The 26665-nt window shown below is 67.1% G+C and carries 29 protein-coding genes; 18 read left to right on the plus strand and 11 right to left on the minus strand.

All coding sequences use genetic code 11. The features are described 5' to 3' along the window. Position 1 precedes the first annotated feature (1 nt). The 3 genes from ACI766_RS08830 to ACI766_RS08840 all read right to left on the minus strand — a co-directional run bounded on the left by ACI766_RS08830 (position 2) and on the right by ACI766_RS08840 (position 3459). A complete protein-coding gene (locus ACI766_RS08830; RefSeq protein ID WP_003114823.1) occupies positions 2-796 on the minus strand; it encodes an ABC transporter ATP-binding protein in 795 nt (264 codons plus the stop codon). After that, positions 793-1938: an MlaE family ABC transporter permease gene (locus ACI766_RS08835; RefSeq protein WP_003116404.1), complete on the minus strand. Its 1146-nt coding sequence runs from the start codon at positions 1936-1938 to the stop codon at positions 793-795. Before ACI766_RS08835 ends, ACI766_RS08830 begins: the two co-directional genes overlap by 4 nt. 66 nt (positions 1939-2004) lie before the next feature. Beyond that, entirely contained in the window at positions 2005-3459 is a 1455-nt protein-coding gene (locus ACI766_RS08840) for a TrkH family potassium uptake protein (protein ID WP_003114825.1), read from the minus strand. A 157-nt stretch (positions 3460-3616) separates the two neighbouring features. Here ACI766_RS08840 and ACI766_RS08845 point away from each other — a divergent pair, with 157 nt between their 5' ends. Beyond that, on the plus strand, positions 3617-3988 hold the full coding sequence (locus tag ACI766_RS08845; RefSeq protein ID WP_003114826.1) for a YkgJ family cysteine cluster protein: 372 nt from the start codon (positions 3617-3619) through the stop codon (positions 3986-3988). A 64-nt stretch (positions 3989-4052) separates the two neighbouring features. Further along, positions 4053-4613, plus strand: coding sequence for a nitroreductase family protein (locus tag ACI766_RS08850; RefSeq protein ID WP_003114828.1), 561 nt, complete (start codon positions 4053-4055; stop codon positions 4611-4613). Here the strand turns inward: ACI766_RS08850 and ACI766_RS08855 are convergent. From ACI766_RS08855 to ACI766_RS08885, 7 genes are all read right to left on the minus strand, one after another. Next, a complete protein-coding gene (locus ACI766_RS08855; RefSeq protein WP_003114829.1) occupies positions 4594-5073 on the minus strand; it encodes a hypothetical protein in 480 nt (159 codons plus the stop codon). The two genes, ACI766_RS08850 and ACI766_RS08855, sit on opposite strands and share 20 nt — an antisense overlap. 39 nt (positions 5074-5112) lie before the next feature. Next, complete coding sequence (locus ACI766_RS08860) at positions 5113-6450, minus strand: sensor histidine kinase (RefSeq protein WP_003114830.1); 1338 nt, start codon at positions 6448-6450, stop codon at positions 5113-5115. Positions 6451-6564: 114 nt separating this feature from the next. Beyond that, on the minus strand, positions 6565-7005 hold the full coding sequence (locus tag ACI766_RS08865) for a Spy/CpxP family protein refolding chaperone (RefSeq protein WP_003114831.1): 441 nt from the start codon (positions 7003-7005) through the stop codon (positions 6565-6567). Between the two features lie 128 nt (positions 7006-7133). Continuing rightward, on the minus strand, positions 7134-7811 hold the full coding sequence (locus ACI766_RS08870) for a response regulator transcription factor (protein ID WP_003091491.1): 678 nt from the start codon (positions 7809-7811) through the stop codon (positions 7134-7136). 10 nt (positions 7812-7821) lie between these two features. After that, positions 7822-8184, minus strand: coding sequence for a hypothetical protein (locus ACI766_RS08875; RefSeq protein ID WP_003114832.1), 363 nt, complete (start codon positions 8182-8184; stop codon positions 7822-7824). A 175-nt stretch (positions 8185-8359) separates the two neighbouring features. Next, positions 8360-8659 (minus strand): YciI family protein, encoded by a 300-nt coding sequence (locus ACI766_RS08880; protein WP_003091489.1) that lies wholly within the window; start codon positions 8657-8659, stop codon positions 8360-8362. 1 nt (position 8660) lies between these two features. After that, a complete protein-coding gene (locus ACI766_RS08885; protein ID WP_003091488.1) occupies positions 8661-9248 on the minus strand; it encodes a septation protein A in 588 nt (195 codons plus the stop codon). A 215-nt stretch (positions 9249-9463) separates the two neighbouring features. Here ACI766_RS08885 and ACI766_RS08890 point away from each other — a divergent pair, with 215 nt between their 5' ends. The 6 genes from ACI766_RS08890 to ACI766_RS08915 all read left to right on the plus strand — a co-directional run bounded on the left by ACI766_RS08890 (position 9464) and on the right by ACI766_RS08915 (position 13949). Further along, complete coding sequence (locus ACI766_RS08890; protein ID WP_003114833.1) at positions 9464-10351, plus strand: PHP domain-containing protein; 888 nt, start codon at positions 9464-9466, stop codon at positions 10349-10351. Then, positions 10348-10977: an L-threonylcarbamoyladenylate synthase gene (locus tag ACI766_RS08895; protein WP_003091486.1), complete on the plus strand. Its 630-nt coding sequence runs from the start codon at positions 10348-10350 to the stop codon at positions 10975-10977. Before ACI766_RS08890 ends, ACI766_RS08895 begins: the two co-directional genes overlap by 4 nt. Before the next feature lie 172 nt (positions 10978-11149). Then, the gene (locus tag ACI766_RS08900) at positions 11150-11902 is read left to right on the plus strand and encodes a segregation and condensation protein A (RefSeq protein ID WP_073624860.1); all 753 of its coding nucleotides are present in this window, start codon (positions 11150-11152) and stop codon (positions 11900-11902) included. A gap of 139 nt (positions 11903-12041) precedes the next feature. Then, positions 12042-13040 carry an SMC-Scp complex subunit ScpB gene (scpB, locus tag ACI766_RS08905; protein WP_003114835.1) on the plus strand — a complete coding sequence of 333 codons (999 nt, stop codon included), beginning with the start codon at positions 12042-12044 and terminating at the stop codon, positions 13038-13040. A gap of 81 nt (positions 13041-13121) precedes the next feature. Further along, positions 13122-13652, plus strand: coding sequence for a hypothetical protein (locus ACI766_RS08910; RefSeq protein ID WP_003114836.1), 531 nt, complete (start codon positions 13122-13124; stop codon positions 13650-13652). Between the two features lie 114 nt (positions 13653-13766). Then, positions 13767-13949 (plus strand): DUF1289 domain-containing protein, encoded by a 183-nt coding sequence (locus ACI766_RS08915; protein WP_003091481.1) that lies wholly within the window; start codon positions 13767-13769, stop codon positions 13947-13949. 6 nt (positions 13950-13955) lie between these two features. On the opposite strand, the gene gap is transcribed toward ACI766_RS08915, so the two are convergent. Beyond that, a complete protein-coding gene (gap, locus tag ACI766_RS08920) occupies positions 13956-14960 on the minus strand; it encodes a type I glyceraldehyde-3-phosphate dehydrogenase (protein ID WP_003091480.1) in 1005 nt (334 codons plus the stop codon). A 129-nt stretch (positions 14961-15089) separates the two neighbouring features. Here gap and edd point away from each other — a divergent pair, with 129 nt between their 5' ends. The 10 genes from edd (at position 15090) to oprB (ending at position 26481) form a co-directional block, all read left to right on the plus strand. Beyond that, on the plus strand, positions 15090-16916 hold the full coding sequence (gene edd / locus ACI766_RS08925; protein WP_003091478.1) for a phosphogluconate dehydratase: 1827 nt from the start codon (positions 15090-15092) through the stop codon (positions 16914-16916). 102 nt (positions 16917-17018) lie between these two features. Next, positions 17019-18014: a glucokinase gene (locus ACI766_RS08930; RefSeq protein WP_003114838.1), complete on the plus strand. Its 996-nt coding sequence runs from the start codon at positions 17019-17021 to the stop codon at positions 18012-18014. Positions 18015-18048: 34 nt separating this feature from the next. Further along, positions 18049-18777, plus strand: coding sequence for a two-component system response regulator GltR (gene gltR, locus ACI766_RS08935; RefSeq protein WP_003091475.1), 729 nt, complete (start codon positions 18049-18051; stop codon positions 18775-18777). 23 nt (positions 18778-18800) lie between these two features. Next, entirely contained in the window at positions 18801-20222 is a 1422-nt protein-coding gene (gtrS, locus tag ACI766_RS08940; protein ID WP_003116410.1) for a two-component system sensor histidine kinase GtrS, read from the plus strand. A gap of 57 nt (positions 20223-20279) precedes the next feature. Next, positions 20280-20633 carry an endonuclease domain-containing protein gene (locus ACI766_RS08945; RefSeq protein WP_305954495.1) on the plus strand — a complete coding sequence of 118 codons (354 nt, stop codon included), beginning with the start codon at positions 20280-20282 and terminating at the stop codon, positions 20631-20633. 113 nt (positions 20634-20746) lie between these two features. Further along, the gene (locus tag ACI766_RS08950) at positions 20747-22009 is read left to right on the plus strand and encodes an ABC transporter substrate-binding protein (RefSeq protein ID WP_003091472.1); all 1263 of its coding nucleotides are present in this window, start codon (positions 20747-20749) and stop codon (positions 22007-22009) included. A gap of 100 nt (positions 22010-22109) precedes the next feature. Then, on the plus strand, positions 22110-23042 hold the full coding sequence (locus tag ACI766_RS08955) for a carbohydrate ABC transporter permease (protein ID WP_003091471.1): 933 nt from the start codon (positions 22110-22112) through the stop codon (positions 23040-23042). Then, complete coding sequence (locus ACI766_RS08960; RefSeq protein ID WP_003091470.1) at positions 23035-23880, plus strand: carbohydrate ABC transporter permease; 846 nt, start codon at positions 23035-23037, stop codon at positions 23878-23880. The genes ACI766_RS08955 and ACI766_RS08960 overlap by 8 nt, the downstream gene beginning before the upstream one ends. A gap of 32 nt (positions 23881-23912) precedes the next feature. Then, positions 23913-25073, plus strand: a complete 1161-nt coding sequence (locus ACI766_RS08965; RefSeq protein ID WP_003119710.1) for an ABC transporter ATP-binding protein — start codon at positions 23913-23915, stop codon at positions 25071-25073. Between the two features lie 43 nt (positions 25074-25116). After that, complete coding sequence (oprB, locus tag ACI766_RS08970) at positions 25117-26481, plus strand: carbohydrate porin OprB (protein WP_017149204.1); 1365 nt, start codon at positions 25117-25119, stop codon at positions 26479-26481. Positions 26482-26665 lie beyond the last annotated feature (184 nt).

Here is a 26665-nt window from a genome sequence, read left to right on the forward strand (position 1 = left end):
CTCAGTGATTCTCCGGCACGGCGGCGGCTTGGTGGGCGGCGCGCCCGCGCGGCCCGTGGAAGTATTCGCGGACCCAGGCGTCGTCGGTGGCGGCGACCCGTTCCAGGGTATCGACTACCAGGACCTTCTTCTGCGACAGCACGGCGACCCGGTCGCAGATGGTGTACAGGGTGTCCAGGTCATGGGTGACCAGGAACACGGTCAGGCCGAGGGCGTCGCGCAGGGTACGGATCAGGTTGTCGAAGGCCGCCGCGCCGATCGGGTCGAGGCCGGCGGTGGGCTCGTCGAGGAACAGGATGTCCGGGTCCAGCGCCAGGGCGCGGGCCAGGGCGGCGCGCTTGATCATGCCGCCGGAAAGCGAGGCCGGATACTTGTCGCCGGCGTTGGCCGGTAGCCCGGCCAGGGCCAGCTTGACCTGGGCCAGGTGCTCGGCGTCGGCGCGCGGCAGGCCGGCGTTCTCGATCAGCGGCAGGGCGACGTTCTCCACCACGGTAAGCGAGGAAAACAGCGCGCCCTGCTGGAACAGCACGCCGAAGCGCCGTTCGACCAGGGAGCGGCGCTCCTCTGGCAGTTGCAGCAGGTCTTCGCCGAACACCCGCACGCTGCCGGAGGTCGGCCGGCGCAGGCCGACGATGCTGCGCAGCAGCACCGACTTGCCGGTGCCGGAGCCGCCGACCACGCCGAGGATCTCGCCGCGACGGACGTCGAGGTCGAGGTGCTCGTGGACCGCCTGGGCGCCGAAACGGTTGCACAGGTCGCGGACCTGGATGATCGCCTGCGGGTTGTCCTGGTTCACCAGCCCATCTCCATGAAGAACAGCGCGGCGAGGGCGTCGAGCAGGATCACCACGAAGATCGAGTGGACCACGCTGGTGGTGGTGTGCTCGCCCACCGACTGGGCGCTGCCGCTGACCTTGAAGCCTTCCAGGCAGCCGATCACGGCGATCAGGAAGGCGAACAGCGGGGCCTTGCTGATACCGACCAGGAAATGCTGTACGCCGATTCCGTCCTCCATGATCGACAGGAACATCGCCGGCGGGATGTCCAGGGTCCAGGCGCAGACGGTCATGCCGCCGACGATGCCGCAGAGCATGCCGACGAAGGTCAGCATCGGTAGCGATACCAGCAGCGCCAGCACCCGCGGCAGCACCAGCAGCTCGATGGGGTTGAGGCCGAGGGCGCGGATCGCGTCGATCTCCTCGTTGGCCTTCATCGAGCCGATCTGCGCGGTGAAGGCGCTGGCGGTGCGGCCGGCCATGAGGATCGCGGTGAGCAGCACGGCGAACTCGCGGAGGAAGGAGAACACCACCAGGTTGACCGTGTAGATGGTCGCGCCGAAGTTGGCCAGCACCGTGGCGCCGAGGAAGGCGATCACCGCGCCGACCAGGAAGGTCAGCAGGGCGATGATTGGCACCGCGTCCAGGCCGCTCTTCTCGATGTTCGCCACCAGCGGCGTGACCCGCCAACTGGCAGGGCGGACCAGGCTGCGGAACAGGGTCTCCAGGGTCAGGCCGATGAAGCCGAGGAGTGCCTTGAGGTGCAGCCAGAAGGTCTCCATGGCACAACCGATGCGAGCCAGCAGTTCGATGGCGGTGGTTGGCGGCTTGGGTTTCTCCGGCTCGCAGAAGTCGTGCAGGGCGTGGCCGACGGTCTTCAGCAGGGCCTGGCGCTCGCGCGGCAGGCCGGGCTCCAGCTCGGCGAGGTCGGCCAGGCGCTCGGCGCCGAGCAATTCGGCGAGCAGGGCGGCGCCGGCGGTATCCAGGGCGCCCAATTGGCTCAGGTCGAAGCTGGCGTTGCCCGCCACTTCGCTGCGCAGGCGCGTCACCTCGCGCTCCAGAGCCGTGTAGTGGGCGAGCGTCCAATCACCTATGGCTCTGACGCGGGCGGGCTGGGTGGAGCTATCCAGGCTCACGTGGCCGGGTTGCGGCTGTGTCGTCATGGTGCAGAAGCTTACACCGGCTTTTCAGTCCCTGAGTAGAGCCATTGCAGACAGGCCCGTGAGCGCTCAGTGGCGCCAGAACGCCGGGGTCAGCAGGACCAGCACGGTGATGATCTCCAGGCGACCGAGCAGCATGCCGGCGGCCAGCAGCCACTTGGCGGCGTCCGGCAGGCTGGCGAAGTTGCCCGAGGGGCCGATGATGGGCCCCATCCCCGGGCCTACGCCGGCCACGGTACTGGCGGCACCGGTGAGCGCGGTCATCCAGTCCAGGCCGATCAGCGACAGGCCGAGGGCGAGCAGGCAGACGACGATCGCGAAGAAGAACGAGAAGGTCAGGATCGAGCGGACGATTTCCTCGTCCAGGCGATGGCCGTTGTAGTTCTGCTTGAGCACTGCGCGCGGATGGATCAACTGGTAGAGGTTGGCCTTGAGCAGGGTATAGGCGACCTGGAAGCGGAAGATCTTGATACCGCCGGCGGTAGAACCGGAGCAACCGCCGATGAAGCCGAGGTAGAAGAACAGCATGATCGAGAAGTGCCCCCACATGCTGTAGTCGCCGAGGGCGAAGCCGGTGGTGGTGACCACCGAGGTGACGTTCACTGCGACGATGCGGAAAGCATCCATCCAGGGCAGCTTGGAGGTTACCGCGTACCAGGTGCCCATCAGCAGCCAGGTCACCAGCAGCAGGCCGAGCAGGCCGCGGACCTGCTGGTCCTTGATCAGCGCCTTGCGGTGTCCGCGCAGGGTGGCGACGTAGAGCGCGAACGGCAGGCTGCCGAGGATCATCACCACTACCGCGGTCCAGTGCACCGCTGGCTGCTTCCACTTGGCCAGGGATTGGTCGGAGGTGGAGAAACCGCCGGTGGAAATCGCCGACATGGCGTGGTTGACCGCGTCGAACGGGCTCATGCCCGCGCCCCAGAAGGCCAGGCTGCCGAGCAGGGTGATGCCGACATAGGTGGCGACGATGTACTTGGCGACCATGTGCGAGCGTGGCAGGACCTTTTCCGAGCGGTCCGAGGATTCGGTCTGGAACAGGCGCATGCCGCCGATCCGCAGCATCGGCAGGATCGCCACGGCCATGGCGATGAAGCCGATGCCGCCCAGCCAGTGCAGCAGAGAGCGCCAGATGAGGATGCCCGGGGACATGTCGTCCAGCCCGCTGAGCACGGTGGAGCCGGTGGCGGTGATTCCCGACATGCTTTCGAAGAAGGCATCGGTGTAGCTGATGTGCTGCTGCAGGACGAACGGCAGGGCGGCGAAGATGCATACCAGCACCCAGCTCGATACGGTGAGCATGTACATGTCCCGCGGGCGCAGGTGGACATGCTCGGGACGTCCCGGCAGGACCAGGCCGAGGCCGGTGACGAAGGTGGCGACGCTGGACCAGATGAATGCCTGGATGCCTTCGGTACGGTCGAAGGCGAGCATGGTCAGGATCGGGACCAGCATGCTGGCGGCCAGAGTGATCAGGAAGATGCCGATGATGAAACCGAGGATACGTAGGGTCGGCAAGGCCATGGATCGTGGGGCTCTGGGCTGTGGCGGACCGGCCATTCTACCAGCCGTCCGCGGAGAGTAAATCTGCCGCTGCACCCCTCTTCACAGCTGCCGCGAAATCGCTAGAATCTCGCTTCGCCCGCCGGCGCTCGCCGGTTTCTCTGGTGTTCTGCCAACCATGTCCACTGACAATCCGTGTCTTACCTGCGGCGCCTGCTGTGCGCATTTTCGTGTGTCTTTCTATTGGGGCGAGTGCCGTTCCGCAGGCGGCGTCGTACCCGACGAACTGACCGTCCGCATCAGCCCGCAGATGGTTGCCATGAGCGGTACCGAGAACAAGCCGGCACGCTGCGTCGGGCTGCTCGGCGAGGTCGGTTGCGGCGTTCGCTGCACCGTCTACGAGCAGCGCTCGAGTACCTGCCGCGAGTTCGAGGCGGCCTGGGCCAACGGCCAGCCCAACCCGGCCTGCGATGCCGCGCGCGCCGCCTACGGCCTGCCGCCGCTGACCCCGCCGCTGCAGCCGCACCTGGCGCCGGGACGGGTCGCCTGAGAGCGGGCGTGAGCCTGGTGATTGCGTCTACAATGGCGATTTCGTTTCTGACAGGAGTTCGCCCATGGAGGCTCTCGACGCCTTGCTCACTCGCGTTTCCCACGCCCGCCTGAGCGATCCCGCGCCCTCGCCGGAGCAGCTCGACCGGCTGTTCCGGGTCGCCTTGCGTGCCCCGGACCACGGGCAACTGCGGCCCTGGCGCTTCATCCTGGTAGAGGGCGAAGGCCGCCGGGCCCTGGGCGACCTCTACGCCCGCGCCCTGGCGAGCCGCCAGCCGGACGCCGCCGAGGAAGCGCTGGCCAAGGCCCGCAACATGCCGCTGCGCGCACCGCTGCTGGTCGTGGCGGTCGCTTGCCTGCAGGACCACCCGAAGGTGCCGCACGCTGAGCAACTGCTGGCTGCCGGCTGCGCCGCCCACGGCCTGGTGCTGGGCGCCTATGCCCAGGGACTGGGGGCGATGTGGCGGACCGGCGAGATGGCCACCGATCCGGTGGTGCACGCCGGCCTGGGGCTCGGCGAGCAGGAGCGGATCATCGGCTTCGTCTACCTGGGTACGCCGATGGGCGAGTTGCGCACGCCGGCGGAACTCGACCCGACGGCCTTCGTCAGCGCCTGGCCGGGCTGAGCGGCAACAGCAGGCGTACGCACCAATACGCGCCCTGGGCGTGCCAGAGCAGTCGTCCGCCCTGCCAGCCGGCCAGTCGTCGGGCGGCTTCCACGGCCGCCGGCAGCCAGCGCCGGCCTTCTTCCGCCTGGCCGAGGATGTCCAGGCGCAGCCGGCCGTGGCGTGCGTCCAGCGCCGGATTCAGTGTGATGCGCTGCCACGGGCGGGCCTGTGCGGCGCCGCCGAGCAGGCCGTAGAGCGCCTCGTGCAAGGCCGGGCGCCAGCTTTCCAGCGGCCAGGTGCCGCGTTCCGGCAGGTTCAGGTCGAGGCGCGCCCAGCGATGCCGCAGTTGCTGGGCGACCTGTCCCAGCTCGACCGCCAGGACCAGCGATTGCGGTTCGTCGCCGGGAGGTTCCGGCGGCGGCGCGATGGCCTGGGCGAGCGGGCGTTCATCGAGGAACAACGAAGCGGGAAGAGTCATGCCGGATGCTCCTGGGGAATTGTTCATCTGGGCGCGGCGTCATTCGGTCGCCTTGCGCCGTAGCGGCAGGCTGAGGGTGGCGATGAAGCCGCCGTCGGGATGGTTGCCCAGGCGCAGGTGCCCGCCGTGGCGCTCGATGGCGCGGCGGGCGATGGCCAGGCCCAGGCCGTGTCCCGGGCTGCTCTGGTTGGGTGCGCGGAAGAACGGCTCGCCCAACTGCTCCTGCAGTTCGGCGGCGATGCCTGGCCCATGGTCGCGGACGCTCAGGCGCAGGTAGTCGCCGGCGCTGCTGGCACGCACCTCCAGGGGTTGGCCGACGGGGTTGAAGCGCACGGCGTTGCGCAGCAGGTTGTCTACCGCGCGTTCGAACATGTCCGGCCAGCCGTCGATGCTCAGGTCAGGCGCCACCTCCAGGCGGATATCCTGTTCCGGAGCCAGCAGCAGGGCGTCTTCGCGCAGCCGCTGGAGCAGCGGTAGCAGGGCGATCCGTTGGCTCGCGCCGGGTTCGGCGTCGAGCCGGGCGAGGGCGAGGATCTCGCCGATCAGCGCTTCCAGGCGGTCGCATTCCTGTTCCAGGCGCGGCCACATCTGCGCCCGCGCTTCCGGTTCGGCGCGTTCGGCCAGGGCCAGGGCGATGCGCAGGCGAGCCAGCGGCGAGCGCAGTTCGTGGGATACGTCGCGGAGCAACTGACGCTGGCTGCCGATCAGGCTTTGCAGGCGTTCGCCCATGCGGTTGAAATCGCGCGCCAGGGTGCCCAGTTCATCGCCGCGCCGCGCCAGGCGGGCCAGGCTGTCCTTCTGGTAGGCGGTCTGGCCGAGGTCGTGCACGGCGCGCCGCAGACGGTTCAGCGGACGGGTGATGGACAGCGTCAGCAGCAGGCTGAACAGGGTCAGCACCACCAGTGCGATGCCCAGCGCGCTGAGCGGCCAGAGCAGGCTGCCGCGGTGCCAGGCCTCCAGCTCCGGGTGCGGGATGCGGTAGATGAACAGATAGGTATGGTTGCTCTGCGGGCTGACGTATTCCTGGCTCAGCTGGCGCCAGGGGAAGCGCGGCAGGTTGCGGTCGCTGGTGCGCGGCGGGCGGTGGTGGGGGCGCGGCAGGTAGGTGCCGTCGACCAGGCGCTGGCCGCTTTCATCGAGCACCTGGATGGAAATCCCGTAGTCGCGACGGCGTTGCTCCAGCAAGCCCTGGGCCGCGTAGCTGCCCTGTTCTTCGTAGAGGGCGGTCCACTGCTCGGCGAGATCCTTCAGGCCAGGATGGCGGGCGATGATCCAGGTGTCCTGGTTCAGCGCACGACCCAGCAGGATGGACAGCCCGGCGACCAGCAGCAGGGCCAGCCAGAAGGCGGCGAGGATTCGCCAGAAGAGTGAACGCATGGTTTTCCTGTTGAATCGCATGTCGGGCCGGCCGCGAGGGTAAACCCCTAGGATATGCGATTCCGGCTGGTCGGAAGACCGCTACCGGAGGACCCGGTAGCGGTGGCTCGGACGTCAGTTGGACTTCTTGTCGGCCTTCCATTGCTGGAATTCGGCCCACTCTGCCTTGCGCTGCTCGCGCTTCTTCTGCAGTTCGTCGAACTTCTTCTGCTGCTCGGGGGTGAGCAGGGCGCGGATGTCCTTCTGGGTCTTCTCGTGGCTGGCCTTGAGTTCGTCCTTCAGGGCCTTCTGCTCGGCCGCCGGCAGCTTGGCCAGGTAGCGCTGGGTGATCTCGTGGCGGGCCTTCATCTGTTCGCCCATCAGTTTGCCCATCTGCTGGCGCTGTTCGCGGGTCAGGTCCAGTTCCTTCATCGGGCCGCCATGCCGGGGACCGTGCTGGCCCATCATGTGGCCGCCTTCCATCGGCGGGGGGGGCAGGTCGTTGGCGGCGGGCGCGGCCATGGCGAAGGTCGGCAGGGCGGCGGCGATGAACAGGGCGGTTAGCGTCTTGCGCATGGTGTTTCTCCTTTCTGGGTCCGGCCATTTACCGGATGAGCCCAGTCTAGGGAGGTCAAGGTCAAGCGCGGTCAGCCCTGAGTAAAGCTTGGGTAAAGACCTTGTGTCGGCGGGCTGACGAAACCCGCTCAGTGGCTGTAGTAGTAGCCGCGGCCGCGCAGGGCGAGGATGCGCGGGCTGCCGTCGGGGTGGCTGCCGAGCTTCTTGCGCAGGTTGCTGACGTGCATGTCCAGGCTGCGGTCGTAGAGGGTCAGCTTGCGGCCCAGCGCCAGTTGCGCCAGGGCCTGCTTGTCCAGCGGCTCGCCGGGCTGGCGCAGGAGCGCTTCGAGGATGCGGCTTTCGGAAAGGGTCAGGCTGATCTCCTGGCCGTCGATCTGCGCCACGCCGCGCGTCAGGTTCAGCGACAGGTCGCCCAGTTGCATCTGCGCGCTGGGTTGCGCCGGGTGGGTTCGCCGCAGCACGGCGCGCAGCCGTGCGGTGAGTTCGCGCGGGTCGCAGGGCTTGGCCAGGTAGTCGTCGGCGCCCAGTTCCAGACCGAGGATGCGGTCCAGCGGCTCGCCGCGGGCGGACAGCATCAGCACCGGCAGGTCGGGATGGTCGCCGCGCAGTTGCTTGAGCAGTTCCAGGCCGCTACCGTCCGGCAGCATCACGTCGAGCACCACGGCATCCGGTGTCTGCTCGGCGAGGGCGCGACGGGCCTGGGCGCCGTCGTGGCTGGCACGCACGGAGAAACCTTCCTGGACCAGCCAGGTACCGAGCAGCTCGCAGAGCTCCCGGTCATCGTCGATCAACAGCAGTTCGCTCATCGAGTGTCGCTCAATTGATCCATTCGCGTCGCTGTCGCCGGCGGCCGCGGCTCAGGGCACCGAGGACGAACGCGAGCAGGGCCGTGGCGGCGCCGGCGACATACCAGGTCTGCTCTTCCGTGAGCAGCGGCGGTTGCCGCTGCGCCTGGGCCGCCTGCAGCTGCTCGCGCAACTGGCGGTTCTCCTGGCGCATACGACTGACCAGTTCGTCGCGCTGGCGTTCCGTTTCCACCAGGCGGCGCTCCAGTTCGGCGGTAGCCTGCGTAATGGAAGGCTGCGCGGCTGGAATCGGTGCCGGCGCGGGTTCCTCGGCCAGGGCCAGGGAAGCTCCCAGGCTCAGCAGCAGGCAATGGGCAGCGGATGGACGCATCATGACTCCTTGTACCGATGAAGCGACGGATTGCACTGTCTTCCGGTTCGCCCTTCCGGCTTGGCGAAAGCGCCGGGCCGGCCTGGTTGCGCTGCGGCGGGCACCGGAAAGCGGCGTCCGGTGCGAAAACGTTTGCCGGGAGGGCGACCGGGCCGGCCGCCGGTACCCGGCGACTGCCTCAGGGCAGGACTTTCTTGAACGGCTTGACCACCACCTCGGCGTACACCCCGGCGGCCCGGTAGGGATCGGCCTCGGCCCAGCTCTGCGCCGCGGCCAGCGAATCGAATTCGGCGACGATCAGGCTGCCGGTGAAGCCGGCGGCGCCCGGGTCGTTGCTGTCGATCGCCGGGTGCGGGCCGGCGAGTACCAGGCGGCCTTCTTCCTTCAGCTGTTCGAGACGGGCCAGGTGGGCCGGGCGGCTGGCCAGGCGGCGTTCCTGGGAAGCGGGGATGTCACGGGCGATGATCGCGTAGAGCATGTCAGTCCTTGGGCTTTTCGCCGGTATCGGCGTCGTGCAGGTGGCGAGCCAGGAACAGGCCCTGGCCGATCAGGAACAGCAAGGTCATGCCGAGGCTGCCGAACACCTTGAAGTCCACCCAGAAGTTCGGATAGGTGAAGACCACGTACAGGTTGGCGAAGCCGCACACCAGGAAGAACACCACCCAGGCGATGTTCAGGCGCACCCAGAGGCCCTGCGGCAACTGGATGGCATGGCCCATGATGCGCTGGATCATCGGCTTGTCGCCGATGAAGTGACTGCCGGCGAAGGCCAGGGCGAACAGCCAGTTGACCAGCGGCGCCTTCCATTTGAGGAAGGTGTCCTCGTGGAAGGCCAGGGTCAGGCCGCCGAGGACCAGGCAGGCGCCGAGGGTGAACCACTGGCTCTTTTCCAGGTGGCGGTGCTTGAGCCAGAGGGCGCCGTAGACGATCACCGAGGCGAGGATCAGGGTCGCGGTCGCGCCGTAGATGCCACTCAGATTGAACCCGGCGAACTCGACGTTCTGAGGGTCTATCTTGTAGACGATGAAGAACAGGATCAGTGGGATGAAATCGATGAATTGCTTCATGGTGGCAGTCAGGACACGGTTGAAACGGCATAATAGCAACCTCTGGATGTTCTGAAACAGTCATCCTGTCTTTCCGAATGCGTCAGGCCTGTGCCGCAGGCGCATTCGCCAGGTGGAGCAGGCTCCCCGGACCCATGAACGGTACGTCTCGATACCGCGAGGCAGCGAATCGGCGTTGCTTCATCACCATTCTTCACTGGAATCAGGATTCAGCCATGCGTGTCGATCTGCATTGCCACAGTACCGCCTCCGATGGCGTGCTCGCGCCCGCCGCCCTGGTGCAGCGGGCCCACGAGAAAGGCGTCGGGCTGCTGGCGCTGACCGACCACGACACCCTGGAAGGCCTGCCGGAAGCCCACCAGGCGGCCGCTCGACTCGGTATCGAACTGGTCAACGGTGTCGAGCTGTCCTGCACCTGGGGCGGTGCCACCATTCATGTGCTGGGCTACGGTTTCGACCTCGACGCCGCTCCCCTGCGCCAGGCGACCGAAGCCCTGCACCGGGGCCGCTGGGCGCGCGCCGAGGAAATCGACCGGCGGCTTGCGGCCAAGGGTATGCCCGGTGCGCTGGAGGGCGCGCGGGCGATCCAGCAGGCCCTGGGCGACAGCGGCAACGCGCCGGCGCGGCCGCATTTCGCCGAGTTCCTGGTCCAGGGCGGCTGGGTCAAGGATCGCGCCGACGCGTTCCGCAAGTGGCTGGGGGCCGGCAAGCTGGGAGACGTCAAGCAGCACTGGCCGACCCTGGAGGAAGTGGTCGGCTGCCTGCGCGAGGCGCGCGCCTGGATCAGCCTGGCGCACCCGTATCATTATGATTTCACCCGGACCAAGCGCCGGCGCCTGGTCGCCGACTTTCTCCAGGCCGGCGGACACGCCATCGAGGTGGTCAATGGCGTGCAGCCGGCCGAACAGGTCGGTACCCTGTCGATCCTGGCCCGCGAGTTCGGCCTGATGGTCACCGCCGGCAGCGATTTCCACGCGCCGGGCGACTGGTCCGAACTGGGCATGTACCGTGCGGTTCCAGAGGACCTTCCGGCCATGTGGCCGCGTTTCGCCAGGCATTTTCGCGATACCGAACGTCATTCCGAAGCCAAGGGGGCCGAATGAGCCAGTTCTTCCAGATCCATCCGGAAAATCCCCAGCCGCGGCTGGTCAAGCAGGCGGTGGAAATTGTCCGCCAGGGTGGGGTGATCGTCTATCCCACCGACTCGTCCTATGCCCTGGGCTGCCGCATCGGCGAAAAGACCGCGGTGGATCGCATCCGCCGCATCCGCCAACTGGACGACAAGCACAACTTCACCCTGGTCTGCCGCGACCTTTCCGAGCTGGGCGTCTATGCCAAGGTCGACACCGGCCTGTTCCGCCTGCTCAAGGCGCACACCCCCGGTCCCTACACCTTCATCCTCAGCGCCACCCGCGAGGTGCCGCGCATGCTCCTGCACCCCAAGCGCCGCACCATCGGCCTGCGCGTGCCGAACTGTCCGATCGCCCGGGCGCTGCTGGAGGAACTGGGCGAACCGCTGATGAGCGTGAGCCTGATCATGCCCGGCAGCGGCGAGCCACTGAACGATCCCTATGAAATGCGCCAGGTACTGGAACACCAGGTCGACCTGATCGTGGACGGGGGCTATGGCGGCGGCGAGGCCTCCACCGTGATCAGCCTGACCGACACCGATCCCGAAGTGATCCGCGTGGGTTGCGGCGATCCGGCGCCGTTCATGCAGCCGGCCTGAGCGCCGCCCGAATCCGCCCACCACGAGCCTAGCGATGCAGGACGATAACCCGGCCAACGCCGACACCCCTCCAGCCGAACCCGCCGCCGAGCGGGTGCCGCTGCAACTGGCGCTGGTCTACGGCGAGGCGGTCACCGAGCTGCCGCAGGACCTCTATATCCCGCCGGACGCGCTGGAGGTCTTCCTCGAGGCCTTCGAGGGCCCGCTCGACCTGCTGCTGTACCTGATCCGCAAGCAGAACATCGACATCCTGGATATCCCGGTGGCGGAAATCACCCGCCAGTACATGGGCTATGTCGAGCTGATGAAGGCGGTGCGCCTGGAGCTGGCCGCCGAGTACCTGGTGATGGCGGCGATGCTGGCGGAGATCAAGTCGCGCATGTTGCTGCCGCGCTCGGCGGAAGCCGAGGAGGAAGAGGAAGATCCACGGGCCGAGCTGATCCGCCGCCTGCAGGAGTACGAACGGTTCAAGAGGGCCGCCGAAGACCTCGACGAACTGCCCCGGGTCGGCCGCGACGTGCTGGTGCCGGCGGTGGCTGCTCCCGAGGCGCGGGCGCGCAAGCTGCTGCCGGAGCTGGCGCTGCAGGAGCTGATGCTGGTGATGGGCGAGATGCTGCGCCGCGCCGACCTGTTCGAGAGCCACCAGGTGACCCGCGAGGTACTGTCCACCCGCGAACGCATGAGCGAAGTGCTGGAGCGCCTGAAAGGCGGCGCCTTCGTGCCCTTCATCCAGTTGTTCACCCTGGAGGAGGGCAAGCTCGGCGTGGTGGTCACCTTCATGGCGATCCTCGAACTGGTCAAGGAGCAGATGGTGGAACTGGTGCAGAACGAGGCTTTCGGCGCCATCCATGTGCGCCTGCGGATAGCCCGCGAAGCGGAGGAAGGCGAAACCCTGGAGGAAGCCCTGGAAGACGATTTCGAGTGAGCGCGCCGCTGGCCGTTCGTCCTCCTGCGGACGGTCGCCTTTTCCGAGCTTCCGGCTTCGCTCCCTGCCGTGGCCTGTTAAGCTGCATGCCCGATTCCGCTATCTTTCCCTCTTCCTGGCTCCGGTATCCGTTGCGACGATGAACCTGTCCGATCCCCACGAACTCGCCACCCTGCTCGAAGGCATCCTCCTCGCGGCCGGCAAGCCGCTGTCGCTGGAACGCCTGGCCGAGCTGTTCGACGAGGCAGAGCGGCCGGAGCCGGGGCAGTTCCGCGACGCCCTGGCGATCCTGGCACTGTCCTGCGCGGGGCGCTCCTTCGAGCTGAAGGAAGTCGCGTCCGGGTATCGCCTGCAGATTCGCGAGCGTTTCTCGCCGTGGGTCGGCCGCCTCTGGGAGGAGCGTCCGCAGCGCTATTCGCGCGCGCTGCTGGAAACCCTGGTGCTGATCGCCTACCGCCAGCCGATCACCCGTGGCGAGATCGAGGAGATCCGCGGCGTGGCGGTGAACACCCAGATCGTCAAGACGCTGATGGAGCGGGAGTGGATCCGCATCGTTGGCTACCGCGAGGTGCCGGGGCGCCCGGCGATGCTGGCGACTACCAAGGCGTTCCTCGATTATTTCAACCTGAAGAGCCTCGACGAGCTGCCGCCGCTGTCGGCGCTGCGCGAGATGGAGCCCGAGCCGGAACCGCCGGTCGAAGTGGCGCCCGCGGCGCAGCCGCCGCGCGACGATCTCGACGAGGATGCGATTCCTGCCTCGATCCAGGCCCTGGCCGATCGCGCCATCGCCGAGGCCGGGGAAAGCCTCGAGGAGATCGAGGGGGAGGCCGGCGAGCCGGAGAAGCCGCGCGAGGAAACCAGCTTCCGCAGCCTGCTGCTGGAACTGGACGAGATGGAGCAGGGCCTGAAGACCGACTTCGACGACCTGCTCGACCCTCCGGAGCCCTCGGAGCAGGGCGACGAGTCCGCCGAGCCAGCGGCTGGGCCGATTCCCGTGGTCGCGGAGCAAGCCGTCGAGCCTGCCGTCGCGGAGGCTGTCGCGGGCGCCGATCCCGATGACGAGGAGCGCGCCCTGGCGGAGGCCATGCGCGAGGAGCGCGAGGCACTGGACGCCGACGACGACTGGCCGCGCCGCTGACCGTCGTTCCACCCTGTAGAATTCATCCGGCCGCGCCGGCGAGGCCGGCCCGCTCCGTTTCATCGACCCTGGAACCCGCCCATGAAAGAGACCCTGAACGAACTGATCACCCTCATCAGCACCGGCTGCATGGGCGCCGAGGAGATCCGGCGGATCGCCGACGAGGCGGCCCAGGCCTATGCCGATCCGGCAGGGTTCCTCGCCGCCAACCCGGATATCAACTACGACGACAGCTTCCCGATCCCGCTCGGCGAGTGGGTGGTGGTCGGTAGCCTGCCGGATATCGTGCTGTTCCAGGCCGACACCTATGCCGAGCTGTTCGCCCGGATCGTCGCCTCCTTCGGCAAGGACGTGGCGTTCAACATCAAGCCGAAGCAGTTGCTCAAGACCGAGCCGCTGGTCGCCCTCAACCGTATCCAGGTGCAACTGAGCAGCATGTATCCGGAAAAGGGCGGCTACGTGCTGGTGGATTTCAGCGAGCCGCTGGACGACGAGTTGCAGGCGGTGCTGGTCTATACCCAGGACCTGCCGCGGGTCATGGCGCTCTGCGTCGAGGCCGGCATCTATGCCGCGCCTGCCTACGAAAGCCTGCGCGACGCCGAGGCCGAGTGACCGCGGGCCGCTCGATCGGCCCGATAGTCATTCCCTCCTGGACGCCGGCCCGCCGCCTGTCGTGAAGTGACGGGCGAGGACCGGTTGCGGTCCGCGCCGAAAAAGGGGGAACGCTTGAAAAGTCCTTGCATCAATATCTGTGAGTTCGATGCCGACGTGTGCCGTGGCTGCGGGCGTACGCGCCAGGAAATCCGTGCCTGGAAGCGCGCGGACAAGGCCGAGCAGCGACTGATCCTCGCCGAGGCCGACCTGCGCCTGCTGGCGTTGCAGGCGCGCGGTCGGCGCAAGTTCCGCTGAGGCGCGTCAGTCGCGGGCGGCGGCCAGCGCCAGGGCGCTGTCCAGCATGCGGTTGGAGAAGCCCCACTCGTTGTCGTACCAGGCCATCGCCTTGACCAGCCGGCCGCTGACCTTGGTGTGGTTGGCGTCGAAGATCGACGAGCGCGGGTCGTGATTGAAATCCACCGACACCAGCGGCTGGGTGTTGTAGCCGAGCACCGGAGAGCCCTCGCTGGCCTCGCGCAGCAGGCGGTTGACCTCGTCTACGCTGGTATCCCGGGCCACCTGCACGGTGAGATCGACCAGCGACACGTTGATCACCGGCACCCGCACCGCCAGCCCGGTAAGCTTGCCGGCGAGTTCCGGCAGGACCAGGCCGACCGCCTCGGCGGCGCCGGTCTTGGTGGGGATCATCGACTGGGTCGCCGAACGTGCGCGGTACAGGTCCGGGTGGTACACGTCGGAGAGGTTCTGGTCGTTGGTGTAGGCATGGATGGTGGTCATCAGGCCGTGCTCGATGCCCAGCTCGCGATGCAGCACCTGGGCCACCGGTGCCAGGCAGTTGGTGGTGCAGGAGGCGTTCGAGACGATCCGATGGGAGGCGCGCAGCACCTCGTGGTTGACGCCGTAGACCACGGTGGCGTCGACGTCCTTGCCGGGCGCCGAGATCAGCACCTTGCCGGCGCCGGCCTGCAGGTGGGCAGCGGCTTTGTCGCGGCTGGTGAAGAGCCCCGTGCACTCGAGCACGATGTCCACGCCGAGGCTCTTCCAGGGCAGTTCCGCCGGGTTGCGGATGGCGCTGACGGCGATGCGGTCGCCCATCACCCGCAGGCTTTCGGCATCGTGCTCGACCTCGCCGGGAAAGCGTCCATGGACGCTGTCGTACTGGAACAGGTGGGCGTTGACCGCGGCGTCGCCGAGGTCATTGATCGCCACTACCTGCAACTGTTCGCGGTAGTGGCCGGTATACAGGGCGCGAAGAACGTTTCGGCCGATGCGACCGAAGCCGTTGATGGCCAGGCGGATAGTCATAATGAGGTCGTCTCTTTTCTATTGTTGTGGTAAAAACCATTACATTTCGTCCAGAAAGAAAAGTAAACATCCTTCAACCGATGATTATGTTGTAAAAACAACAATTGATAGTCTGTAGGAGAATCTGCCATGCACCCTCGTGTGCTCGAAGTCACCCGCCGCATCCAGGCCCGTAGCGCGGCCACTCGCCAGCGCTACCTCGAGATGGTCCGGGCTGCGGCCAGCAAGGGGCCGCACCGCGGCACCCTGCCGTGCGGCAACCTCGCCCACGGGGTCGCGGCCTGTGGCGAAAGCGACAAGCAGACCCTGCGGCTGATGAACCAGGCCAACGTGGCCATCGTTTCCGCCTACAACGACATGCTCTCGGCGCACCAGCCGTTCGAGCGCTTTCCGGGGCTGATCAAGCAGGCGCTGCACGAGATCGGTTCGGTCGGCCAGTTCGCCGGCGGCGTGCCGGCCATGTGCGACGGGGTGACCCAGGGCGAGCCGGGCATGGAACTGTCGCTGGCCAGCCGCGACGTGATCGCCATGTCCACCGCCATCGCGCTGTCTCACAACATGTTCGATGCAGCGCTGTGCCTGGGTGTTTGCGACAAGATCGTGCCGGGCCTGCTGATCGGCTCGCTGCGCTTCGGCCACCTGCCCACCGTGTTCGTCCCGGCCGGGCCGATGCCGACCGGCATCTCCAACAAGGAAAAGGCCGCGGTGCGCCAACTGTTCGCCGAGGGCAAGGCCACTCGCGAAGAGCTGCTGGCCTCGGAAATGGCCTCCTACCATGCACCCGGCACCTGCACCTTCTATGGCACCGCCAATACCAACCAGTTGCTGGTGGAGGTGATGGGCCTGCACTTGCCCGGTGCCTCCTTCGTCAACCCGAACACCCCCCTGCGCGACGAACTCACCCGCGAAGCGGCACGCCAGGCCAGCCGGCTGACCCCCGAGAACGGCAACTACGTGCCGATGGCGGAGATCGTCGACGAGAAGGCCATCGTCAACTCGGTGGTGGCGCTGCTCGCCACCGGCGGCTCGACCAACCACACCCTGCACCTGCTGGCGATCGCCCAGGCGGCGGGCATCCAGTTGACCTGGCAGGACATGTCCGAGCTGTCCCATGTGGTGCCGACCCTGGCGCGCATCTATCCGAACGGCCAGGCCGACATCAACCACTTCCAGGCGGCCGGCGGCATGTCCTTCCTGATCCGCCAACTGCTCGACGGCGGGCTGCTTCACGAGGACGTACAGACCGTCGCCGGCCCCGGCCTGCGCCGCTACACCCGCGAGCCGTTCCTCGAGGATGGCCGGCTGGTCTGGCGCGAAGGGCCGGAACGGAGTCTCGACGAAGCCATCCTGCGTCCGCTGGACAAGCCGTTCTCCGCCGAAGGCGGCTTGCGCCTGATGGAGGGCAACCTCGGTCGCGGCGTGATGAAGGTTTCGGCGGTGGCGCCGGAACACCAGGTGGTCGAGGCGCCGGTACGGATCTTCCACGACCAGGCCAGCCTGGCCGCGGCCTTCAAGGCCGGCGAGCTGGAGCGCGACCTGGTCGCCGTGGTGCGTTTCCAGGGCCCGCGGGCGAACGGCATGCCGGAGCTGCACAAGCTCACGCCGTTCCTCGGGGTCCTGCAGGATCGTGGCTTCAAGGTGGCGCTGGTCACCGACGGGCGCATGTCCGGGGCGTCGGGCAAGGTGCCCGCGGCCATCCATGTGAGTCCGGAAGCCATCGCCGGCGGTCCGCTGGCGCGCCTGCGCGACGGCGACCGGGTGCGGGTGGATGGGGTGAACGGCGAGTTGCGGGTGCTGGTCGACGACGCCGAATGGCAGGCGCGCAGCCTGGAGCCGGCGCCGCAGGACGGCAATCTCGGTTGCGGCCGCGAGCTGTTCGCCTTCATGCGCAACGCCATGAGCAGCGCGGAAGAGGGCGCCTGCAGCTTTACCGAGAGCCTCAACGGCTGGCGCTGATTCTGATAGGTCGATATCCGCCGGCGCTTGGCTGGCGGCTGTCTCTCCGGCAACATCTGCCGACCGTCCCGCCCTGGCGCGGGGCATTGCGGTTCAACGACGATGAATAACGACAACAAGAGAAGCGCCGGCGGCCTCGGCCTGGTCGGCGATATCGGCGGCACCAATGCGCGTTTCGCGCTCTGGCGCGGGCAGCGCCTGGAATCCATCGAGGTGCTCGCCTGCGCCGACTACCCGCGGCCTGAACTGGCCGTGCGCGACTACCTGGCGCGGATCGGCGAATCGGTGGCGAACATCGACTCGGTCTGCCTGGCCTGCGCCGGTCCGGTCGGGGCGGCCGATTTCCGTTTCACCAACAACCACTGGGTGATCAATCGTGCCGCGTTCCGCGAGGAGCTGGGGCTGGATCACCTGCTGCTGGTCAACGACTTCAGCACCATGGCCTGGGCCGCCTCGCGGCTAGGTGCGGACGAGCTGGTGCAGGTCCGCGCCGGCAGTGCCCAGGCGGATCGCGCCCGGCTGATCATCGGTCCCGGCACCGGCCTTGGCGTCGGCAGCCTGCTGCCGCTGGGCGGGGGACGTTGGGAAGTGCTGCCCTGCGAGGGCGGGCACGTCGACCTGCCGGTCACTTCGCCGCGCGACTTCGCGCTCTGGCAGGGCCTGCAGGCGCGCTACGGACATGTCTCCGCCGAGCGCGCACTGTCCGGCAACGGCCTGCTCGCCCTCTATGAAATCAGCTGTGCCCTGGACGGGGTCGCCGTACGCGCGAGCAGTGCGGCGGAAGTCGGTGCCCTGGCCATGGCCGGCGACGCCCAGGCGGACGCCGTGCTGGAGCACTTCTTCCTGTGGCTGGCGCGGGTCGCCGGCAACGCGGTGCTCACCGTCGGCGCGCTCGGTGGCGTCTACATTACCGGCGGCATCGTCCCGCGTTTCCTCGAGCGTTTCATCGCCAGCGGCTTCGCCGAGGCCTTCGCCAGCCGTGGCAAGACTAGCGGCGCTTACCTGCAGGACGTACCGGTGTGGGTCATGACCGCCGAACATCCGGGCCTGCTCGGCGCCGGGGTCGCCCTGCAGCAGGCCCTGGACGCCGAGGGCTGAGTCGGCGTCGAGCAACCGCATAAGGAGGAGCCTCGTGAGCGCGAACGGACGATCGATCCTGCTGGTAGACGATGACCAGGAAATCCGCGAATTGCTGGAGACCTACCTGAGCCGCGCCGGCTTCCAGGTCCGCAGCGTCTCGCGGGGCGCCGACTTCCGCCAGGCGCTGTGCGAGGAGGAGGCGAGCCTGGCGATCCTCGACGTGATGCTGCCGGACGAGGACGGCTTCAGCCTCTGTCGCTGGATTCGCTCCCACCAGCGCCTGGCCTGCATGCCGATCATCATGCTCACCGCCAGTTCCGACGAGGCCGACCGGGTGATCGGCCTGGAACTGGGTGCCGACGACTACCTGGGCAAGCCGTTCAGCCCGCGCGAGCTGCTGGCGCGGATCAAGGCCCTGCTGCGCCGCGCGCAGTTCACCCAGGTGCGCGGTGGCGACGTACTGGCTTTCGAGGACTGGCGGCTGGACACGGTCAGCCACCGACTGTTCCACGAGGACGGCGAGGAGTTCTTCCTCAGCGGCGCGGATTTCGCCCTGCTCAAGCTGTTCCTCGACCATCCGCAGCAGATCCTCGACCGCGACACCATCGCCAACGCCACCCGCGGCCGCGAGGTGCTGCCGCTGGAGCGCATCGTCGACATGGCGGTCAGCCGCCTGCGCCAGCGCCTGCGCGACACCGGCAAGGCGCCGCGGCTGATCCAGACCGTGCGCGGCAGTGGCTACCTGCTGGCGGCGCAGGTGCGGCCGCACCTGCAGCCATGAGCGAACGGCGGCGCTGGTCGCCGGTGCCGCGCTCGCTGCTCGGGCGCATGCTGCTCCTGACCCTGCTCGCGGTGCTGGTCGCGCAAGGGCTTTCCAGCCTGTTCTGGCTGTCGCACCTGCGCTCCAGCCAGCGCGAGGGCCTGCTCACCAGCTCGCGCAGCCTGGCCTACTCGATGGCGGCCAGCGTCAGCTACTTCCGTTCCCTGCCGCTCGGCTACCGTCCGCTGGTGCTCGACCAGTTGCGCAGCATGGGCGGTACGCGCTTCTTCGTCTCGCTGAACGACCGGCCGCTGGAGATGCGTGCCCTGCCGGACACGCCGAACAAGCAGGCGGTGCTGGAGATCGTCCAGGACGTGTTGCACCAACGCCTGGGCAAGGAGGTCGAGCTGCAGGTCGAATTCGTCAGTCCCGACGAGCTGCGCCTGTTCAACGGCGCGCTGAAGCTCGACGAGCTGCCGCGTTCCTGGGCGCACTACGCGCTGACCCTGGAGCCGGTGAACCCGCCGGTGCTGGTGACCCAGATCCGCATCGGCGACAGCGAGTGGCTGTACATCGCCAGCCTGATGCCGGCGCCGTACGTCAGCCTGGAACCCGAGGGACTGCAACCGCAGCAGGTGCTCTCGATCGTTTTCACCAGCCTGTTGCTGCTGCTTTTCACCGGTTTGCTGATGCATTGGCAGAGCCGTCCGCTCAAGCGCCTGGCGCGCGCCGCCCGCGACCTGGCCCTGGGCAGTCCGTCGGCAGCGCTGGAGGAGCGCGGCGCCAGCGAACTGGTGGAGGTGGCGCGCGCCTTCAACACCATGCATGAGCGCATCGACCGCTACCTGAACGAGCGCGGGCAGTTGTTCAGCGCCATCTCCCACGACCTGCGCACGCCGATCACCCGCCTGCGCCTGCGGGTAGAACTCCTCGAGGACGAGCGCTTGCAGGAGAAGTTCGGGCGCGACCTGGACGAGCTGGAACTGCTGGTGAAGGGCGCGCTGCAGTGCGTGAAGGACACCGATATCCACGAGAACGTCGAGCCGGTCGACCTCGACCTGTTGCTCCAGCACATCGCCGAGCCCTACCTGGCCGATGGCCGGGTGGAGGTCGTCGGTCGCGCCGCGGAGCCTTATCCGGGCAAGCCCCTGGCGCTCAAGCGCTGTATCGGCAACCTGCTGGACAATGCGCTGAAATACGGCGAACGCGCCCGCCTGAGCCTGGAGGACGGGCCGGAAGCGGTGGTGCTGCACGTCGACGACGACGGCCCCGGCGTGCCCGAGCAGCGCCTGGAACAGATCTTCGAGCCGCGCTTCCGTCTGTCTCCGCGAGGGCAGGGCTACGGGCTGGGCCTGGGCATCGCGCGCAACATCGCGCACACCCATGGCGGCGAAGTCAGTTTGCAGAACCGTCGCGAGGGCGGCCTGCGGGTCAGCCTGCGCTTGCCGCGCCTGGGGCTGGAGTGATGGGCTGGCTTGGTGGGCCCTTGAACGAGGCGGGCAGGCACGAGGTTCTCCCGCGTTCTGCGGCAGCCGCAGACAGAGGCGGAGCGGGCGCTATGGCAGTGTTTGCGCGGGCATCGATTGCTCGGGCTGAAGTTTCGTCGGCAGAAGGTTCTCGGGCCGTACATCGTCGATTTCGTCTGCCATGAGCGGATGCTGGTGATCGAACTGGATGGCGGGCAGCATGTGGGTTCGCCGGCCGATGCCTGGCTGGAGAGCCGGGGACCAGGGTACTGCGGTTCTGGAACGACAAGGTGCTGGCGCGCAGGGAGGTGCTGCTGGAGGTCATTCTCGTGTTGTAGGAGGTTTCTGTCGCGAAACCGCCTTGCCGAGTTCAAGTCCAGATTTTCCTGCTCTGCCTCAATCCCAATGTAACCACTCCGTGACAAACCCGGATCGCTTCGTTACCCGCGACGCGGAACGCTTGAATAGACTCGAAGCATTGCAAGCGCAGACTTGCTCCGAATAACAAGAAGAAGGTTTTCCTCATGAATGCGATCCGTCGCCTCTCTGCCGTCATCTGTCTTTCCTCCCTCTGTCTCTCCCCGCTGCTGGCCCAGGCCGGCGAAGTCGAAGTGCTGCACTGGTGGACCTCCGCCGGCGAGAAGCGCGCCGCCGAAACCCTGAAGAAGCTGGTCGAAGCCAAGGGCCACACCTGGAAGGACTTCGCCGTGGCCGGCGGTGGCGGCGAGGCGGCGATGACCGTGCTGAAGACCCGCGCGGTGTCCGGCAATCCGCCGGCCGCGGCGCAGATCAAGGGGCCGGATATCCAGGAGTGGGGCGAACTGGGCCTGCTCGCCGACCTCAACGCGGTGGCCGCCGAAGGCAAGTGGGACAGCCTGCTGCCGAAGCAGGTGGCGCAGATCATGAAGTACGACGGCGACTACGTAGCAGTGCCGATCAACGTACACCGGGTGAACTGGCTCTACATCAACCCGGAAGTGTTCAAGAAGGCCGGCGCCACCCCGCCGACCACCCTCGACGAACTGTTCGTCGCCGCCGACAAGCTCAAGGCCGCCGGTTTCACGCCGCTGGCCCATGGCAGCCAACCGTGGCAGGACGGCACCGTGTTCGAGAACCTGGTGCTGAGCAAGATGGGTCCGGAAGGCTATCGCAAGGCCTTCGTCGAACAGGACAAGGCGACCCTCACCGGAGCGCAGATGGTCGAGGTGTTCGCCGCGCTGAAGAAGCTCCGCGGCTACGTCGATGCCGACGCCGCCGGTCGCGAATGGAGCGCCGCCACGGCGATGGTGATCAACGGCAAGGCCGGGATGCAGATCATGGGCGACTGGGCGAAGAGCGAGTTCACCGCCGCCGGCAAGGTGCCGGGCAAGGACTACCAGTGCCTGCCGTTCCCCGGCACGCAGAAAGCCTTCGACTACAACATCGACTCGCTGGTGATGTTCAAGCTGAGCAACGCGGAGAACCGCAAGGCCCAGGAAGACCTGGCGCGCAGCGTGCTCGACCCGTCCTTCCAGAAGGACTTCAACCTCAACAAGGGCTCCATCCCGGTTCGCCTGGACGCCGACATGGCGCCGTTCGACAGTTGCGCCCAGCAGTCGATGAAGGACTTCAAGCAGGCTTCCCAGGACGGCAACCTGGTGCCGAGCATGGCCCACAGCATGGCCGCTTCCAGCTACGTGCAGGGGGCGATCTTCGACGTGGTGACCAACTTCTTCAACGACCCCGCCGCGGATCCGCAGAAGGCCGCCCAGCAACTGGCGGCCGCCATCGAGGCGGCGGCGCAGTAAGTCCCTGGCGCGGATCCCGGCCAGGGCTCCGCTCGATCCTCCCGACTGGCTCCGTGCCGCCGAGCGGCACGGGTGGGTTCCTTCGCACGCGAGAAAACGCATGGCGACCAATTCCCCTGTCTATCCCACGGCTCCGGTAGCGCCTCGTCGCGTCTCGCCACTCGATCGCCTGCAAGGCTGGCTGCCGAAGCTGGTGCTGGCGCCAAGCGTGGTCGTGGTGCTGTTCTGCATGTATGGCTACATCGGCTGGACGCTGCTGCTGTCCTTCACCAACTCGCGCTTCATGCCCAGCTACAAGTGGGCCGGGCTGAGCCAGTACCAGCGCCTGTGGGACAACGACCGCTGGTGGGTGGCGAGCAAGAACCTGCTGCTCTTCGGCGGCTCGTTCATCGCCATCTGCCTGGTGCTCGGAGTGTTCCTCGCAGTGCTGCTGGACCAGCGCATCCGCCGCGAAGGCTTCATCCGCACCCTCTACCTGTATCCCATGGCGTTGTCGATGATCGTCACCGGCACCGCCTGGAAGTGGCTGCTCAATCCGGGCCTGGGCCTGGACAAGCTGCTCCGCGACTGGGGCTGGGAAGGTTTCCGCTTCGACTGGCTGGTGGACCCGGAGCGGGTCGTCTACTGCCTGGTGATCGCCGCCGTGTGGCAGGCCTCCGGCTTCGTCATGGCGCTGTTCCTCGCCGGCCTGCGCGGGGTCGACCCGGCCATCGTGCGCGCCGCCCAGGTCGACGGTGCGAGCCTGCCGACCATCTACCTGCGCATCGTCCTGCCGAGCCTGCGCCCGGTGTTCTTCAGCGCGCTGATGATCCTCGCCCATATCGCGATCAAGAGCTTCGACCTGGTGGCGGCGATGACCGCCGGCGGCCCGGGTTATTCCTCCGACCTGCCGGCGATGTTCATGTATGCGCATACCTTCACCCGTGGCCAGATGGGGCTCGGCGCGGCGAGCGCGATGCTGATGCTCGGCGCTGTACTGGCGATCGTGGTGCCTTACCTGTATTCCGAACTGCGAGGCAAGCGCCATGCGTGACGCGTCCCTGAACCCGAGCTTCAGCGTCAGCCGCCTGGCCGTGCACCTGACCCTCTGGGGCGCCTGCGCGCTTTACCTGGTGCCGCTGCTGGTGATGCTGCTGACCAGCTTCAAGACGCCGGACGACATCCGCACCGGCAACCTGCTGTCGCTGCCCGACACCTTCACCGTCATCGGCTGGCTCAAGGCCTGGGACAGCGTCGGCGCGTTCTTCTGGAACTCGGTGCTGATCACCGTGCCCGGCGTGCTGATCTCCACCTTCATCGGCGCGTTGAACGGCTACGTGCTGTCGATGTGGCGCTTCCGCGGTTCCCAGCTGTTCTTCGGCGCGCTGTTGTTCGGCTGCTTCCTGCCGTTCCAGGTGATCCTCCTGCCGATGTCCTTCACCCTCGGCAAGCTCGGCCTGGCCAATACCACCAGTGGCCTGGTGCTGGTCCACGTGATCTACGGCCTGGCCTTCACCACGCTGTTCTTCCGCAACTATTTCGTGGCGATCCCGGATGCCCTGGTCAAGGCCGCGCGCCTGGACGGCGCCGGCTTCTTCACCATCTTCCTGCGCATCCTGCTGCCGATGTCCACGCCCATCGTGATGGTCTGCCTGATCTGGCAGTTCACCCAGATCTGGAACGACTTCCTGTTCGGCGTGGTGTTCGCCAGCGGCGATTCGCAACCGATCACCGTGGCCCTGAACAACCTGGTGAACATCACCACCGGGGTCAAGGAATACAACGTCGACATGGCCGCGGCGATGATCGCCGCGCTGCCCACGCTGGTGGTCTACGTACTGGCCGGCAAGTACTTCGTGCGCGGCCTCACCGCCGGCGCCGTGAAAGGCTGAGACGGGTCGCTGACCCCGGAGACGAACGAAACATGGCAACCCTCGAACTGCGCAACCTGCACAAGAGCTACGGCAGCGGCCTGGCGGATACCCTCAGGGACATCCGGCTGAAGATCGACTCCGGCGAATTCCTGATCCTCGTCGGGCCCTCGGGTTGCGGCAAGTCGACCCTGATGAACTGCATCGCCGGGCTGGAGAGCATCACCGGCGGTGCGATCCTGGTGGACGGCCAGGACATCAGCGGCATGAGCCCCAAGGACCGCGACATCGCCATGGTCTTCCAGTCCTACGCCCTGTACCCGACCATGAGCGTGCGCGAGAACATCGCCTTCGGCCTGAAGATCCGCAAGATGCCCCAGGCCGCCATCGACGAGGAGGTGGCGCGGGTGGCCCGGCTGTTGCAGATCGAGCACCTGCTCGAACGCAAGCCCTCGCAGCTCTCCGGCGGCCAGCAGCAGCGGGTGGCCATGGGCCGGGCGCTGGCGCGGCGGCCCAAGGTCTACCTGTTCGACGAGCCGCTGTCCAACCTCGATGCCAAGCTGCGGGTGGAAATGCGCACCGAGCTGAAGCTGATGCACCAGCGGCTGAAGACCACGACCGTGTATGTCACCCACGACCAGATCGAGGCCATGACCCTCGGCGACAAGGTGGCGGTGATGAAGGACGGCGTCATCCAGCAGTTCGGCACGCCGCAGCAGATCTACAACGACCCGGCCAACCTGTTCGTCGCCAGCTTCATCGGTTCGCCGCCGATGAATTTCATTCCGTTGCGCCTGCAGCGCCGGGACGGACGCTGGACCGGCCTGCTCGATAGCGGCCAGGACCGTATCGAACTGCCGCTGAGCCTGGAGCCCGGCCTGGAGGAGGGGCGCGAGCTGATCCTCGGCGTACGACCGGAGCAGATCGCCCTGGGCGATGGCAGCGCTGCCCATGACCTGCGTACCGAGGTCGAGGTGCTCGAACCGACCGGGCCGGACACCCTGGTCTTCGTCACCGTCAACCAGGTCAAGGTCTGTTGCCGCCTGGCGCCGGACGTCGCGCCGGCCGCGGGCAGCGGCATGAGCCTGCGCTTCGATCCCGCGCGGGTCCTGCTGTTCGACGCGCAGAGCGGCGAGCGCGTGGCCGTGCGCACGGCGGGCGTGGTGGCGGAGAAGGTCACCGCCTTGAACGGCAATCGCCAGAAGAACTCCTGAATCCTTTCGTACTGCCTAGACCACAACCACGAGGACGCTGGAAATGTACAAGAACAAGAAAACCAGACCGGCCGCCAGGACCGTTGGCTGCCTGTTTGCCCTTGGAGCGCTGGGCTTGGGGAGCGCGGCGCACGCCGCCGAGGCGTTCTCCCCGAACTCGAAATGGATGCTCGGCGACTGGGGCGGCAAGCGCACCGAGCTGCTGGAGAAGGGCTACGACTTCAAGCTGGAGTACGTCGGCGAGGCGGCGGCCAACCTCGACGGCGGCTATGACGACGACAAGACAGGACGCTACACCGACCAGTTCGCCCTGGGCGTGCACATGGACCTGGAGAAGATCCTCGGCTGGAAGGCTACCGAGTTCCAGTTCACCGTCACCGAGCGCAACGGCAAGAACCTTTCCAACGACCGCATCGGCGACCCGCGTGCCGGGCACATCAGCTCGGTGCAGGAGGTCTGGGGCCGCGGGCAGACCTGGCGGCTGACCCAGCTGTGGCTCAAGCAGCAGTACTTCGACGGCGCGCTGGACGTGAAATTCGGCCGTTTCGGCGAGGGCGAGGACTTCAACAGCTTCCCCTGCGATTTCCAGAACCTGGCCTTCTGCGGCTCGCAGGTGGGCAACTGGGCGGGGAGCATCTGGTACAACTGGCCGGTCAGCCAGTGGGCGTTGCGGGTGAAGTACAACTTCGCGCCGGACTGGTACGTGCAGGTCGGCGCCTACGAGCAGAACCCGTCGAACCTGGAGACCGGCAACGGCTTCAAGATGAGCGGCAGCGGGACCAAGGGCGCGTTGCTGCCGGTGGAGCTGATCTGGCAGCCGAAGGTCGGCGCCGAGCAACTGCCGGGCGAGTACCGGCTGGGCTACTACTACAGCACGGCGAAGGCCGATGACGTCTACGACGACGTCGACGGCCAGCCGCAGGGGCTGACCGGCAACGACTTCAAGTCGCGCGGCAGCAAGCATGGCTGGTGGGTGGTGGCGCAGCAGCAGGTCACTTCGCACAACGGCGATGCCTCGCGCGGGTTGAGCCTGTTCGCCAACCTGACGGTCCACGACAAGGCGACCAACGTGGTGGACAACTACCAGCAGCTCGGGGTGGTCTACAAGGGGTCGTTCGACGCGCGGCCGAAGGACGACATCGGCCTGGGCATCGCGCGCATCCATGTCAACGACGATGTGAAGAAGCGCCAGCGCCTGGTGAACCAGGTGAACGGCATCGACGACTACGACAACCCGCTGTACCAGCCGCTGCAGGACACCGAGTACAACGCCGAGCTGTACTACGGGGTGCATGTGACCGACTGGCTGACGGTGCGGCCGAACCTGCAATACATCAAGCAGCCGGGCGGGGTCGACGAGGTCGACAACGCGCTGGTGGCGGGGATCAAGATCCAGACGGTGTTCTGATCGTCGCGTTGCCTGCTCCGGTGTTGTGCCTGGACCCGCCCGAGCGTTTCGGGCGGGCCGTTTTTTTCCGGCGACCGCTCTTCCCGGCTGCCTGTTACAAACCGACTACGCTTTTCCTGTGCCGATCATTTGGGGCTTGCGTGCGAAATGTAGTAAAACTACACGGATGCACGCCCGGGCTTTC

Origin of the sequence: Pseudomonas sp. DL (assembly GCF_047199225.1) — a bacterium.
GTDB lineage: Bacteria > Pseudomonadota > Gammaproteobacteria > Pseudomonadales > Pseudomonadaceae > Pseudomonas > Pseudomonas aeruginosa.

Excerpts from the sequence above, each read along its gene's own strand:
- ACI766_RS08835 (WP_003116404.1), bottom strand. The coding sequence starts at position 1,938 with ATGACGACACAGCCGCAACCCGGCCACGTGAGCCTGGATAGCTCCACC.
- ACI766_RS08840 (WP_003114825.1), bottom strand. The coding sequence starts at position 3,459 with ATGGCCTTGCCGACCCTACGTATCCTCGGTTTCATCATCGGCATCTTC.
- ACI766_RS08845 (WP_003114826.1), top strand. The coding sequence starts at position 3,617 with ATGTCCACTGACAATCCGTGTCTTACCTGCGGCGCCTGCTGTGCGCAT.
- ACI766_RS08850 (WP_003114828.1), top strand. The coding sequence starts at position 4,053 with ATGGAGGCTCTCGACGCCTTGCTCACTCGCGTTTCCCACGCCCGCCTG.
- ACI766_RS08855 (WP_003114829.1), bottom strand. The coding sequence starts at position 5,073 with ATGACTCTTCCCGCTTCGTTGTTCCTCGATGAACGCCCGCTCGCCCAG.
- ACI766_RS08860 (WP_003114830.1), bottom strand. The coding sequence starts at position 6,450 with ATGCGTTCACTCTTCTGGCGAATCCTCGCCGCCTTCTGGCTGGCCCTG.
- ACI766_RS08865 (WP_003114831.1), bottom strand. The coding sequence starts at position 7,005 with ATGCGCAAGACGCTAACCGCCCTGTTCATCGCCGCCGCCCTGCCGACC.
- ACI766_RS08870 (WP_003091491.1), bottom strand. The coding sequence starts at position 7,811 with ATGAGCGAACTGCTGTTGATCGACGATGACCGGGAGCTCTGCGAGCTG.
- ACI766_RS08875 (WP_003114832.1), bottom strand. The coding sequence starts at position 8,184 with ATGATGCGTCCATCCGCTGCCCATTGCCTGCTGCTGAGCCTGGGAGCT.
- ACI766_RS08880 (WP_003091489.1), bottom strand. The coding sequence starts at position 8,659 with ATGCTCTACGCGATCATCGCCCGTGACATCCCCGCTTCCCAGGAACGC.
- ACI766_RS08885 (WP_003091488.1), bottom strand. The coding sequence starts at position 9,248 with ATGAAGCAATTCATCGATTTCATCCCACTGATCCTGTTCTTCATCGTC.
- ACI766_RS08890 (WP_003114833.1), top strand. The coding sequence starts at position 9,464 with ATGCGTGTCGATCTGCATTGCCACAGTACCGCCTCCGATGGCGTGCTC.
- ACI766_RS08895 (WP_003091486.1), top strand. The coding sequence starts at position 10,348 with ATGAGCCAGTTCTTCCAGATCCATCCGGAAAATCCCCAGCCGCGGCTG.
- scpB (WP_003114835.1), top strand. The coding sequence starts at position 12,042 with ATGAACCTGTCCGATCCCCACGAACTCGCCACCCTGCTCGAAGGCATC.
- ACI766_RS08910 (WP_003114836.1), top strand. The coding sequence starts at position 13,122 with ATGAAAGAGACCCTGAACGAACTGATCACCCTCATCAGCACCGGCTGC.
- gap (WP_003091480.1), bottom strand. The coding sequence starts at position 14,960 with ATGACTATCCGCCTGGCCATCAACGGCTTCGGTCGCATCGGCCGAAAC.
- edd (WP_003091478.1), top strand. The coding sequence starts at position 15,090 with ATGCACCCTCGTGTGCTCGAAGTCACCCGCCGCATCCAGGCCCGTAGC.
- ACI766_RS08930 (WP_003114838.1), top strand. The coding sequence starts at position 17,019 with ATGAATAACGACAACAAGAGAAGCGCCGGCGGCCTCGGCCTGGTCGGC.
- ACI766_RS08950 (WP_003091472.1), top strand. The coding sequence starts at position 20,747 with ATGAATGCGATCCGTCGCCTCTCTGCCGTCATCTGTCTTTCCTCCCTC.
- ACI766_RS08955 (WP_003091471.1), top strand. The coding sequence starts at position 22,110 with ATGGCGACCAATTCCCCTGTCTATCCCACGGCTCCGGTAGCGCCTCGT.
- ACI766_RS08960 (WP_003091470.1), top strand. The coding sequence starts at position 23,035 with ATGCGTGACGCGTCCCTGAACCCGAGCTTCAGCGTCAGCCGCCTGGCC.
- ACI766_RS08965 (WP_003119710.1), top strand. The coding sequence starts at position 23,913 with ATGGCAACCCTCGAACTGCGCAACCTGCACAAGAGCTACGGCAGCGGC.
- oprB (WP_017149204.1), top strand. The coding sequence starts at position 25,117 with ATGTACAAGAACAAGAAAACCAGACCGGCCGCCAGGACCGTTGGCTGC.